Origin of the sequence: Candidatus Pseudomonas phytovorans (genome assembly GCA_029202525.1) — a bacterium.
GTDB lineage: Bacteria > Pseudomonadota > Gammaproteobacteria > Pseudomonadales > Pseudomonadaceae > Aquipseudomonas > Aquipseudomonas phytovorans.
Genome location: CP119325.1, coordinates 772,599 through 784,695, shown reverse-complemented (window position 1 = coordinate 784,695; position 12,097 = coordinate 772,599). Strand labels below are relative to the sequence as shown.

At 62.0% G+C, this 12,097-nt stretch carries 14 protein-coding genes; 5 read left to right on the top strand and 9 right to left on the bottom strand.

The features are described from left to right. Nucleotides 1–72 precede the first annotated feature (72 nt). Entirely contained in the window at nt 73–747 is a 675-nt protein-coding gene (gene rpiA, locus P0Y58_03480) for a ribose-5-phosphate isomerase RpiA (GenBank protein WEK31267.1), read from the top strand. Nucleotides 748–850: 103 nt separating this feature from the next. Here rpiA and P0Y58_03475 read toward each other — a convergent pair whose 3' ends face one another. The 4 genes from P0Y58_03475 to P0Y58_03460 all read right to left on the bottom strand — a co-directional run bounded on the left by P0Y58_03475 (nt 851) and on the right by P0Y58_03460 (nt 5,035). Continuing rightward, a complete protein-coding gene (locus P0Y58_03475; GenBank protein WEK31266.1) occupies nt 851–1,753 on the bottom strand; it encodes an SdiA-regulated domain-containing protein in 903 nt (300 codons plus the stop codon). 90 nt (nt 1,754–1,843) lie between these two features. Then, nucleotides 1,844–2,764, bottom strand: a complete 921-nt coding sequence (locus P0Y58_03470; GenBank protein ID WEK31265.1) for an SdiA-regulated domain-containing protein — start codon at nt 2,762–2,764, stop codon at nt 1,844–1,846. Between the two features lie 182 nt (nt 2,765–2,946). After that, nucleotides 2,947–3,612, bottom strand: coding sequence for a fumarylacetoacetate hydrolase family protein (locus P0Y58_03465; protein ID WEK31264.1), 666 nt, complete (start codon nt 3,610–3,612; stop codon nt 2,947–2,949). A 25-nt stretch (nt 3,613–3,637) separates the two neighbouring features. After that, a complete protein-coding gene (locus tag P0Y58_03460; GenBank protein ID WEK31263.1) occupies nt 3,638–5,035 on the bottom strand; it encodes an FAD-binding oxidoreductase in 1,398 nt (465 codons plus the stop codon). A gap of 171 nt (nt 5,036–5,206) precedes the next feature. Here P0Y58_03460 and serA point away from each other — a divergent pair, with 171 nt between their 5' ends. Continuing rightward, nucleotides 5,207–6,436, top strand: a complete 1,230-nt coding sequence (serA, locus tag P0Y58_03455) for a phosphoglycerate dehydrogenase (protein ID WEK31262.1) — start codon at nt 5,207–5,209, stop codon at nt 6,434–6,436. 48 nt (nt 6,437–6,484) lie between these two features. On the opposite strand, the gene P0Y58_03450 is transcribed toward serA, so the two are convergent. After that, nucleotides 6,485–6,961 carry a DUF4399 domain-containing protein gene (locus P0Y58_03450; protein WEK31261.1) on the bottom strand — a complete coding sequence of 159 codons (477 nt, stop codon included), beginning with the start codon at nt 6,959–6,961 and terminating at the stop codon, nt 6,485–6,487. 223 nt (nt 6,962–7,184) lie between these two features. On the opposite strand from P0Y58_03450, the gene P0Y58_03445 reads away from it, so the two are divergent. Next, on the top strand, nt 7,185–7,673 hold the full coding sequence (locus P0Y58_03445; GenBank protein WEK31260.1) for a transporter substrate-binding domain-containing protein: 489 nt from the start codon (nt 7,185–7,187) through the stop codon (nt 7,671–7,673). Between the two features lie 124 nt (nt 7,674–7,797). On the opposite strand, the gene P0Y58_03440 is transcribed toward P0Y58_03445, so the two are convergent. Both P0Y58_03440 and P0Y58_03435 read right to left on the bottom strand, forming a co-directional pair. Next, nucleotides 7,798–8,301, bottom strand: a complete 504-nt coding sequence (locus P0Y58_03440; GenBank protein ID WEK31259.1) for a DUF523 domain-containing protein — start codon at nt 8,299–8,301, stop codon at nt 7,798–7,800. Further along, complete coding sequence (locus tag P0Y58_03435; protein ID WEK33266.1) at nt 8,288–8,920, bottom strand: 2OG-Fe(II) oxygenase; 633 nt, start codon at nt 8,918–8,920, stop codon at nt 8,288–8,290. The genes P0Y58_03440 and P0Y58_03435 overlap by 14 nt, the downstream gene beginning before the upstream one ends. Nucleotides 8,921–9,033: 113 nt before the next feature. On the opposite strand from P0Y58_03435, the gene P0Y58_03430 reads away from it, so the two are divergent. After that, nucleotides 9,034–9,786 (top strand): DUF2059 domain-containing protein, encoded by a 753-nt coding sequence (locus P0Y58_03430; GenBank protein ID WEK31258.1) that lies wholly within the window; start codon nt 9,034–9,036, stop codon nt 9,784–9,786. Here the strand turns inward: P0Y58_03430 and P0Y58_03425 are convergent, their stop codons facing one another. Next, nucleotides 9,787–10,713: an alpha/beta hydrolase gene (locus P0Y58_03425; protein WEK31257.1), complete on the bottom strand. Its 927-nt coding sequence runs from the start codon at nt 10,711–10,713 to the stop codon at nt 9,787–9,789. It lies immediately after the preceding gene. Nucleotides 10,714–10,967: 254 nt separating this feature from the next. Here P0Y58_03425 and P0Y58_03420 point away from each other — a divergent pair, with 254 nt between their 5' ends. Next, nucleotides 10,968–11,537 carry a DUF6436 domain-containing protein gene (locus P0Y58_03420; GenBank protein ID WEK31256.1) on the top strand — a complete coding sequence of 190 codons (570 nt, stop codon included), beginning with the start codon at nt 10,968–10,970 and terminating at the stop codon, nt 11,535–11,537. Here the strand turns inward: P0Y58_03420 and P0Y58_03415 are convergent. Further along, the gene (locus P0Y58_03415) at nt 11,516–12,082 is read right to left on the bottom strand and encodes a sugar O-acetyltransferase (GenBank protein WEK31255.1); all 567 of its coding nucleotides are present in this window, start codon (nt 12,080–12,082) and stop codon (nt 11,516–11,518) included. The genes P0Y58_03420 and P0Y58_03415 overlap by 22 nt on opposite strands. Nucleotides 12,083–12,097: the final 15 nt, after the last annotated feature.

The window sequence follows — 12,097 nt, the reverse complement described above, 5'->3', positions numbered from 1 at the left end:
ACCACAGCAAAGCCGCCCAAGCCGTTATACTAGGCAACTTTGAAAACCGCCCTGCCCCTTTTCGGAGCCCGCATGACCCAGGACCAACTCAAACAGGCCGTCGCCCAGGCCGCTGTCGATTTCATTCTGCCCAAGCTGGATGTAAAGAGCGTTGTCGGCGTCGGTACCGGTTCTACTGCCAACTTCTTCATTGACGCCCTGGCTCAGCACAAAACCGCCTTCGACGGCGCAGTCGCCAGCTCCGAAGCCACCGCTCAACGCCTGAAGGGCCATGGCATTCCGGTCTACGAGCTGAACAGCGTCAGCGAGCTGGAATTCTACGTGGACGGCGCCGACGAGAGCGACGCGCACTTGAACCTGATCAAAGGCGGCGGCGCGGCACTGACCCGCGAGAAGATCGTCGCTGCCGTGGCCAAAACCTTCATCTGCATCGCCGACGGCAGCAAACTGGTGCCGGTACTGGGCGCTTTCCCGCTGCCTGTCGAAGTGATCCCGATGGCCCGCAGCCACGTGGCGCGCCAGCTGGTCAAGCTGGGCGGTGATCCGGTCTACCGTGAGGGCGTGGTTACCGATAACGGCAACGTGATTCTTGACGTGTATAACCTGCAGATCACCAACCCGGTGGAACTGGAAGCGCAGATCAATGCCATTGTTGGCGTGGTCACCAACGGCCTGTTCGCGGCGCGGCCGGCGGATCTGCTGCTGCTGGGTACTGCTGAAGGCGTGAAGAGCCTGAAGGCCGAGTAACCATCTTCGCGGGCATGCCCGCTCCCACAGGTACTGCACAGGGCCTGAAACCTGAGGCGTACCTGTGGGAGCGGGCGCGCCCGCGAATGGGCCATCAAACCCATCAATCAGCCGGCTGCTTGAACACATAGAACAGGTTCGGCTCACTGACCAGGTAAATGGTCCCCGCCTCATCCATCGCAATCCCCTCCGCCTGCGGCACCGTCGCCTGCAACCCCTGGAAGCCCTTGCGCAACGACAAGGTACTCAGCGGCCTCCCTTGCACATCCAGCTCCAGCACCAGCCGCGACTCGTCCGAAAGCGCCAGCAAATGCCCGCTGCGCTCATCGAACTGCAAGCTCGACAAATCCCGCACGAACAACCGCGAATCGCGCTTGCGGTCCTGCACCACATGCACGGCATAAGGCTTGTCCGAGTTGTCATGCGGGAAACCGTGCACCTCGTAGATCAGCATCGGGTCACGTTCCTTGGCCACGAACAGGCGTTTGCCCGCCGAGTCGTAGGCCAGCCCTTCGAAACCTTTGTTGCCGTTCAGGCCAATGCCCAGGCTGAGCTGCTCGGCGTCACCGGCATCGAGGAACATCGTGTCGTCTTCCAGGCGCACGCGAATCAGCCGCTGCTGACGCTCATCAGTGATCACGTAACTGTTCGGCCCCACGTATTCCACGGCTTCCGGGTCGCCGAAGCCCGTCAGCGGCACGCGGCGCAGGATACGGCCGTCCAGCGACAGCTCGATCAGCTCCGAACGGGCATTGGTGACGGTGAACAGGGTCTTGCGGTCGGGGTCGTAGGTCAGCGCGGAAATGTCGTCATCCAACCCTTCGACCGGCTGCGCCTCCACCACCACCCGGTAACGGTCAAGGCCGATGCTCTGCTCGGCGGGCTGCCACCAGGTCTTGAGGTTGAACCAGCCACGCTCGAACAGGCGGAACTCCTGCCCGGCCCAGCCCAGCAGGAACAGGCCGACAACGGCCATGACAAGAAACAGGCGAACAATACGGCGCATGAAGGCAGACTCGACACAGGGATGGCGAATCTAACCATTAGCGGCTGAAGCAAAGCTTAATGCCAGCGTCAGGCGAATCTGATGATGCCGTCAGTTCTTCTTGAAGCGGTAGAACAGCGCCGGCTCGCTGACCATGTACAGGTTGCCCTTGTCGTCCATGGCTACACCTTCGGCGCGCGGGATGGTGTCTTCGAGCCCATTGAAGCCGCCCAGCAAGGTCATGAAGCTGACCTGCTGACCCTGCTCGTCCAGCTCCAGCAGCATGTTCGAATCGGCAGACAGTACCAGCAGGTGGCCAGTGCGCGGGTCTACGCCGAGCGCCGAAAGGTTGCGCAGGTCGAGTTCATCGCTGGGCATTGGCTGCTTTTCACCCTTGAGCGGGCTGCGGCCATCGGTATTCCAGGTGTACAACTTTGGCGGGCGCTCTTCGCCGATGACCAGCCGCTGGCGCAGTGGGTCCCAGGCTACTCCTTCAAAGCCCTTGTTGCTCTTCACCGACGGGCCCAGGTCGTGGCTCTGGAAATCGCCGTGGTTCAACACCGTGGTCTGCGCATCCACCTTGACCACGGTCAGGTCATGCAGGCGCTCGTCGGTGATCGCCAGGTAGTCGTCTTCCAGCACGGCGACGCCTTCGGGGTTGCTCCAGCCGTTGAGCGGGATCTTGCGCAGTACATCGCCGTCCAGGCTCAGTTCGACAAGGAACGGGTTCTTGCCCATGACCGCAAACAGGGTACGGGTACGCGGATTGAAGGCCACGTCCGAGGCTTCGTCATCGTCCATGCCTGGCAGCGGCTTGGCATCGATGTCCACCTGGTAGTCCGGCAACCACACGCTTTCGCTGCGCTCGGCGGTGCTTTCAAAGCCCTCCTTCACCCACAACGCGCCGCGGTCATCCCAGTGCATGGCTACCGCCACGCCGTAGCCGATCACCGCTGCCACGGCCAGGCCGAAGGGCCAGCGCAGGTAAAAACGACGCTTGGAAGTTGCCGGGGCGCTGGAGGGTGATGGCATGCGGGGTTCCTGGGGATAGGGGCGTAGGTGCGCGCATTATCCGGATCGGGTGTGAAAAATCGGTAAACAGGTTTGGCCTCTTCGCGGGCACGCCCGCTCCCACAGGGTTCTCTACAGGCCTGAAGCTTGTGACATTCCTGTGGGAGCGGGCGTGCCCGCGAAGAAGGCGACGCGTTTTCGGCTCAGAGCACCCGGCTTTCGAAGCGGCTCACACCCGGCAGCTCCAGCACCAGCTCGTCACCAACATTGAACGGTCCCACGCCCGCCGGCGTACCGGTGAGAATCACATCCCCCGCCTGCAACGAGAAATGCGCCGCCATGTACTGGATCATCGGTACGATCGGGTTCAGCATCATCGCGCTGCTGCCGTCCTGGCGCACTTCGCCGTTGACGGTCAGGCGCACCGGTATGTCGGTCACGTCCTCGAAGCTGCCGGCCGAGACGAACGGCGGCAACACGCAGGCGCCATCAAAGCTCTTGGCCAGTTCCCACGGCAGGCCCTTCTCCTTCAGCTTGGCCTGCACGTCGCGCAGGGTCAGGTCCAGCGCCGGGGCGTAACCTGAAATGGCGTCCAGCACCTCTTCCTCGCTCGGCTGGGAGGACAGTGCCTTGCCCAGCAGCACGGCAATTTCGGCCTCGTAGTGCACCGAACCACGCTCGGCCGGGATCTTGAAGCCGCCTTCGGCCGGCACCACGCAGCTGCCAGGCTTGATGAACAGCAGCGGCTCGGTAGGGATCGGGTTGTCCAGTTCCTTGGCATGCTCGGCATAGTTACGGCCGATGCACACCACCTTGCCCAACGGGAAGTGAATGCGCGTGCCGTCTACGTACTGGTGCTGGTAACTCATGGCCGACTCCTCTGGATACTGCTTTTTATTCAGGTGCGAAGATCTTACCCGGATTCATGATGCCGTTAGGGTCGAACACGGCCTTTATCGCCTTCATGCAGGCGATTTCTTCCGGCGAGCGGCTGTAGCCCAGGTAGTCGCGCTTGGTCATGCCCACGCCGTGCTCGGCAGAGATCGAGCCGTTGTAGTGTTTGACGATATCGAACACCCATTTGTTGACCTTGGTGCACGAGGCGAAGAAATCGTCCTTGCTCATGTGTTCAGGCTTGAGGATGTTCAGGTGCAGGTTGCCGTCGCCGATGTGGCCGTACCACACCACTTCGTAATCCGGGTAATGCTCGGCAACGATGGCGTCGATATCGCGCAGGAATGCCGGCACTTTCGATACCGTGACCGAGATATCGTTCTTGTACGGAGTCCAGTGCGAGATGGTTTCCGAAAGGTATTCGCGCAGCTTCCACAGGTTTTTCAGCTGGGTTTCGCTCTGGCTCATCACCCCGTCCAGCACCCAGCCCTGCTCGACGCAGTGCTCGAACGTAGCCAGGGCTTCGTTGGCCACTTCTTCAGTGCTGGCTTCGAACTCCAGCAGCGCATAGAACGGGCAATCGGTCGCAAACGGTGCCGGCACATCGCCGCGCGCAAGGATTTTGGCCAGGCCTTTGTCGGAGAAGAACTCAAAGGCGGTCAGGTCCAGCTTGCCCTGGAAGGCATGCAGCACCGGCATGATCGAATCAAAGTCCGGCGTGCCCAGCACCATGGCGGTGAGGTTGCGCGGGGCGCGGTCCAGGCGCATGGTGGCCTCGACCACGAAGCCCAGCGTGCCTTCGGCGCCGATGAACAGCTGGCGCAGGTCGTAGCCGGTGGCGTTCTTGATCAGGTCTTTGTTCAGCTCCAGCAATTCGCCCTTGCCGGTGACCACTTTCAGCCCGGCAACCCAGTTGCGGGTCATGCCGTAGCGAATCACCTTGATGCCGCCAGCGTTGGTGCCGATGTTGCCGCCAATCTGGCTGGAGCCACTGGAGGCGAAGTCCACCGGGTAATAAAGGCCCTGCTCTTCGGCATAGGCCTGCAACTGCCGGGTGATCACGCCTGGCTGGCAGACCACGGTGCGGTCGAAGGCATTGAAGTCGACAATCTGGTTCATATAGTCGAAGGCCACCACCACTTCGCCATTGGCCGCCACCGCGCCAGCAGAAAGCCCGGTGCGCCCGCCAGATGGCACCAACGCCACCTTGTGCACATTGGCCCAGCGTACAATCGCCTGCACCTGCTCGACAGTCTTGGGCAAGACGATGGCGCTAGGCGCCGGCGGGTAATGCTTGGTCCAGTCTTTGCCATAAGCTTCCAGGGAAGCCGCGTCAGTCAGGACCTTGCCAGGGTCAACAAGGGTCATCAGTTCTTCAATAACAGCGGGGTGGGTCATCGCTGGAACTCTCGACTTATTCATAGTCACCCTGAGCACTCTTCACCTGTCGGGATAAGCTCAGATTGTGTCGCGTATGCTAGCATAGCCCTCCCGCTGTTCATGCTAAGGCTGCCCTCGCGCCTGGCATCACCCCTCGCCATTTTTTCTCCGGGATACAGGTTTACGCAGATGAGCAAGACTTCTCTCGACAAGAGCAAGATCAAGTTCCTTCTTCTTGAAGGTGTGCACCAGAACGCGGTCGATACCCTCAAGACTGCCGGCTATACCAACATCGAATACCTCACAGGTTCGTTGCCAGAAGCCGAGCTGAAGGAAAAGATCGCCGATGCCCACTTCATCGGCATCCGTTCGCGCACTCAACTGACCGAAGAGATCTTCGACTGTGCGAAGAAGCTGGTCGCAGTGGGCTGCTTCTGCATCGGCACCAACCAGGTCGACCTGGCAGCGGCCCGCGAGCGCGGCATTGCCGTGTTCAACGCCCCGTACTCCAACACCCGTTCGGTGGCCGAGCTGGTGCTGGCCGAGGCCATCCTGTTGCTGCGTGGCATCCCTGAGAAAAACGCCTCCTGCCACCGTGGCGGCTGGATCAAGAGCGCGGCCAACTCGTTCGAAATCCGTGGCAAGAAGCTGGGCATCGTCGGTTACGGCTCGATCGGTACCCAGCTGTCGGTACTGGCCGAAAACCTGGGCATGCAGGTGTACTTCTACGACCCGCTGACCAAGCTGCCACTGGGCAACGCCGTACAGGTCACCAGCCTGAACGAACTGCTGGGGCTGGCCGACATCGTCTCGCTGCACGTGCCTGAGCTGCCGTCCACCCAGTGGATGATCGGCGAGAAAGAAATCCGTGCGATGAAGAAGGGCTCGATCCTGATCAACGCCGCCCGTGGCACCGTGGTCGAACTGGACCACCTGGCAGCCGCCATCAAGGACAAGCACCTGATCGGCGCCGCCATCGACGTGTTCCCGGTTGAACCGCGCTCCAACGACGAAGAGTTCGAGAGCCCGCTGCGCGGCCTGGACAACGTGATCCTGACCCCGCACATCGGCGGCTCCACTGCCGAAGCCCAGGCCAACATTGGCCTGGAAGTGGCCGAGAAGCTGGTCAAGTACAGCGACAACGGTACCTCGGTGTCGTCGGTCAACTTCCCGGAAGTGGCCCTGCCGGCCCACCCGGGCAAACACCGCCTGCTGCACATCCACGAAAACATCCCGGGCGTGCTCAGCGAGATCAACAAGGTCTTCGCCGAGAACGGCATCAACATCTCTGGTCAGTTCCTGCAGACCAACGAGAAAGTCGGTTACGTGGTGATCGACGTCGACGCCGAGTACTCGGACCTGGCGCAAGAAAAACTGCAACACGTCAAGGGCACAATCCGTTCCCGCGTACTGTTCTGAGTTTGCTTGCAGCATGAAGAAGGGAGGCCCTGGTGGCCTCCCTTTTTTTTACTTCACTTCTACAGTGATCTTCTTCGACTCGACGCTTGGCTTGAACGGCACGTGATACTGGTCACCCAGAATCAGTTGCAAGGTGTGCTTGCCCGGGGTCAGGGTAATGCTGGTTTCGGTCTGTGCTTTACCAAAGTGCAGCACTTGCGGGCCTGCTGGCAGTGCGGTGCCGGCTTCTGGCATCAGGCTGGTCGGCAGTGGCATGTCGGCAACCGGCTCTTTGTCCACATCCACCAGCAGGTGGTGGTGCCCGGTGTGCGGGGTCTGGTCACCTGCAGGCTTGAGGCCCATACCCTCGATGCCGAACTTGACGGTGAAGGTCTTGTCGACTGTTGCACCATCGGCGGGGGAAACGATGAAGACCTTGGCCTCCTTGGGCGGCTCCTGGCTCTTCAGGGCGTCCGCAGCAACGGCGAAAACCGACGCTCCCATCAGCAGACCGGCAACGGCAGCACGCGAAAATAGGCTGTTCATTCACTTCTCCTGTGATTCACTTATTGACCGCAGCCTGTCATCCAGCGGCGGCGGTAGTTCACCTTAGTTGAATTATTCGCCAAGGTGTTCCCATTGTCTGACAGAAATATTTCGGTCAGGGTTAAACAATGCCGAGGCTTCAAGGTCATAGGCTGCGCTCGATCACGGCGAGGAAGAAAGCCGTGGCGAAAGCTATTCATCTGCTAAACGAAAAGGGGCATTCATGCGTTCGACCATAGGGGTACTGTTGGCAGTACTGATCAGTCCATTGGCCCAGGCGGAGCTGATAGACGAAATTGCCGACCGGGGCGAACTGCGCATTGCCGTACAGGCTGACAATTCGCCGTACGCGTTCAAACAAGACGACCACCTGACAGGGTTCGACATCGAATTTGGCCAGGACCTGGCCAGGGAGCTGGACTTGCGCGCCGAATTCGTCGAAGCCCCGGCTGCCGAAGTCATAAGCGGTGTCGAGAGTGGCAAATATGACATCGCCCTCACGCCATCGAGCGATGCGCCCAAGGGCGACGGCCCGCTCGATGTGAGCCTGCCGTTTGGCGACAAAAAGCTGGTGATCCCGTTCCAGAAGGACAACCCGGCTTTTGAAAGTGCCGTTAACAATGCGCTGCAGCGCCTGAAGGAAAGTGGGCGCACTGCCGAGCTTGAGCAGAAGTGGTTCAAGGGTGTGCAGGAGACTGCTGCCGGGCAGTAGGTCCTTTATGGCATGTACCGGCCCCTTCGCGGGGCAAGCCCGCTCCCACAGGATCACCACAAGCCCTCCGGTTGGTGATCTCCCTGTGAGAGCGGGCTTGCCCCGCGAAGAGGCCGTTACAGGCTTATGCTGAGAGCTCAGCCAGCGTCCGCTGCGCCTGTTCCAGCTCCAGCTCACTGAACACCTGCACCCCGGCCCGCCGCAGCAGCGCCGTGGTCACCCCTTCCCCCGCCACCTTCACCCCACTGAACGTGCCGTCATAGGTCAGCCGGTTGCCACACGAAGGGCTACCCGACTTCAGCACCGCCACGCCAATGCCATGCCGCTGCACCAGTTCCAGCGCCAGCTGCGCCCCGGCCAGAAACTCGGCACTGACATCCTCGCCCGTCACGGTGATCACCTGCGCGCCACCATCAAGCACCTCACCGCCCTGCCCGCCCGGGATCTCCGCTGGTGGGCGTGGGGTCGGCAAGCCACCGGCTACCTCCGGGCACAACGGCACCACGCGCCCTTCAGCCTGCCACTGCTGCAACAGGTCGGGGTGCCCGCTGGCCCGGCCGTCATAACGCACCGGCTGCCCCAGCAGGCAGGCGCTGACCAGCACCTTGGGCAAATCAGAACGGGTCATTGCCACGGCGCCTGAACCAACCCGTCAAAGACAACCGCTCACGGCCGGCCGGCAGCACTTCGTGGGGCACTTCACCCGACAGGAATACCACCAGGCAGCCCGCCACGGGCTCAACGTCAAGCTCTACGTCGTCTGCCAGGAACATGCGCAACTGCCCACCATCCTGCGGCTGCCAGCCTTCATTCAGGTACAGCACGGCCGACACCATGCGCCGGTCATCGTCGCGGAAGCGGTCCAGGTGCCGGCGATAGAATGCCCCCGGGGGATACAGGGCAAAATGGCATTCGAAGTCTTCCAGGCCCAGAAACAGGCCCTGATTGATGGCCAGGCGCAGTTGGTCCATGGCCGAAAGGTACTGGTCGCAAGCCTCGGCCTGCCCCGGATCGATCCACTGGATCTGGTCGCCGCGAATGGCTTCGCGCACCTCCTGGGTAACACCGCGCCCAACACCTGCGGGGTTGAGTTCGCCTTCGGCATCGCGACGCCGGCATTCGGCCGCCAGCGCGTGCACCAGTTCTACAGGCAGGAAGAGCGCCTGCTGAGACCAGCCACGGGTGGCCAGGTCGTCGACAATGGCCGCAAGCATAGGGTGTTCAGGGGAGATGTGCATGGCGCGCATCATATCCATTAGCCATGCTGGCGCACAGCGCCACTTGGCCGAGAAACGCGCGGATATCTCGACAAACCGGCGCCGGGCCAAGGACAATAGCCGCCTGCCGACAGGAGTCCTGAATGCGCCGTCTGTTTTCCCTGATTCTGCTGATGATCTGCACCATGCCTGTCTGGGCAGACAACCTGGATCAACTGTACAAGGCCGCCGGCTGGCCCGACCAGCGCGCCCACTTCAACGATGCCCTGAGCGCCGCCCAGGAACGCTACCGCAACAGTTTGCCACCCGCCGTTTACCAGGCGCTGGTCAACAACAGCAACCAGCGCTTCCAGGCCCAGGCGGTAGACCGTCGTGCCCAGGCGCAACTGCGTGCCACTTTGGCCAACCCCTCGCCGGCCCTGGCCTTTTTCCAGTCGCCGTTGGGGCGCAAGGTGGTGGCAGCGGAACTCAAGGCCACACGCAAGGACGAACTGGCCAAGAACGCCAAAGGCCTGCCAAAGATCCAGGCCAGCGATGATCGCCTGCTGGTCATTGGCCATCTGGCCCAGGCCCTGCCGGCGCGTGAGGCGGGCGCAGAAGTCAGCCTGGCCATCGCCGGCGTGGCTGCCGACAGCCTCAGTTCGATGATCCCCGGCCTGTTCGGCGGTGGCCAGGCCCAGGGCCTACTCGACGGCCAGCGCCAACGGCTGATGAACCAGATCGGCGAAGACCTCAACAACACCCTGTTGTACGTCTATCGCGACCTGTCCGACGCCGAGCTTGAAGAGTTCGCCACCTTTGCCGAGTCGCCCGACGGCAAGGCCTACTACCAGGCCGCCCTTGCCGCAGTGCGTGCCGGCCTGGCGGTTGGCCAGAGCAGCAACGACCTGAAGTGATCAGCCCAGGCGCTGGTCGATAAAGTCGAAGTAGCGCTGGCGAATGCCCGGCAGCTCGTTGGCCAGATGGTGACGGGCTTCGGGCAGCATCAGGATCTGTGGCTCGGCGAACTTGGCCTTGAGCACTTCAAGGTTGTACGGCCAGTCCACCGTGCCATCGGCCTCACCCTGCACAATCAACGGCCGTCGTGAGCTGCGCGGTGCGGCCTCGATACGTTTGACCCAGGCGATCAGTGCACCCACCCAGGCGGTTGGCAGGCGACGCGGTTGCAACGGGTCGGCCTCCAGAAACGGCAAGAAGGCAGGGTCATTGGTGTTCTCGCTGAAGCGGCGCTCAATGCCATTAACGAAATGGCGCAACACCCGATAGCTGAACTTCGACCAGCGCCAGGAACAGGGCCGGACCAGCGGTGCCAACAGGATGACCTGGCCATCGACAGGGCTGCTGGTACCCCGGTGCAGCAGATGGTCCACGGCAATGGCCCCGCCTGTGCTCTGCCCGCACAGGTGCCACGGGCGCGGCAGTTGCAGCGTGCGCGCCTGTTCGAACAAGGCGTCCAGCACTTGCTGGTAAAGCGCGAAATCACGGATGCTGGCCCGCTCGCCACTGGACAGGCCATGGCCGGGCAAGTCGCAGCTGATCACGGCGAAACCCTGACTGAGCGCCCATTCGATCACGTGCCGGTACAGGCCCATGTGGTCGTAATAGCCGTGCAGCAGAAACATTGTCGCGCTTGGCTGTTCGGGTAACCAGGCCTGCCCGACCAGGTCGAAACCCGCCGCCTGGAAACGGCCCAGCCAACTGTGTACCGGCAAGTTCAGGCCATAGAAGCGCTGGTAGTCCTGCGCCTGCGCCGTTAACGGCTGGCGAGCGGTCAATGGCGCCAGGCGGCTGCGCAGGTGGTCGGGGTGAAAAGCAGCGGGCATCGAGCACATCCACATTGATGCAATGTATTGATCTGGAATCTTCAGCTCTGGCCGGCGTCATGGCAAGCTTGCTCAGCTTTGAACAACCATCACCGATCAAACTGTTGGACCAACTGTCTTGCGCAAAGCCTGAAAGCTGGCGCGATCACTGTGGGAGCGGGCTTGTCCCGCGAACACCGGCAACGCCGGTGCCATCCACCGCGTCGCCTGCTTCGCGGGACAAGCCCGCTCCCACAAAGGGCAATCGAGTCGTCATGAATAGCCGAATCATCAAACCGCTGTGCACGGTAATCGCCTTGTTGGTCGGCGCCGTCATTCTCTGGCAGGCCTACACCACCTTCCAGGCCCGCTACCTGCGCCCGTTCGACAACCAGACCACATTGTTCGACGGCAGCCAGCTGCAGCTGCCCCCCGAACTCGCCGGCCTCGGCCCGATCCGAGTGGTGCACTTCTGGGACCCGGCCTGCCCATGCAACGTCGGCAACCAGCAGCACCTGGGCGACCTGGTCAGCCAGTTCGCAGGCCAGGAGGTGAGCTTCCATGTGCTGCAAAAGCCCGGCAGCCACGGCCAACTACCGGCCAACCTCACCGCCCTCAAGCCACTCGCCAGCCTCCCCGGCAGCGAGCACCTGCCAGCCTCTCCGGCCGTGGCCATCTGGGACAGGCAAGGGCGCCTGGCCTACTTCGGGCCTTACAGCGAAGGTGCCGTGTGCAACGCCAGCAACAGCTTCATCGAGCCAATCCTCAAGGCCTTGCTCGACGGGCGCCAGGTCAGCGCCTCCAATACCCTGGCGGTGGGCTGCTACTGCCCTTGGCCGGGCTGACGCACCCGCGCCGGGTTACCCACCACCGTCGCACCCGCCGGCACATCCCGGGTCACCACACTGCCGGCACCCACCACAGCGTTGTCGCCAATGGTCACCCCCGGCAGGATGATCGCCGCACCGCCGATCCACACGTTGTTGCCAATGGTCACCGGCCTCCCACTCTCCAGCCCGCTGCGCCGCGTTTCAGGGTCAAGCGGATGGTCGGCGGTATAGATCTGTACATTGGGGCCGATCTGGCAGTCGTCGCCGATCCTCACCGGCACCACGTCGAGGATCACGCAGTTGAAGTTCATGAAGGTATTGCGGCCGACGCTGATGTTGTAGCCGTAGTCGCAATAGAACGGCGAGCGAATCACCACGCCTTCGCCGACCTGACCGAAGTGCCCGGCCAATAGCCCATGGCGTGCATCGCTGAGCAATTCGACACTGCTGTTATAGCGATGCATCCAGTGCTTGTTGGCGACCTGCTCGGCCTGCAGCTCGGGGCAGCCAGCGTGGTAGAGCTGGCCGGTGAGCATTTTCTGTTTTTCGCTGAGGGACATGGAAACTCCTTCCGG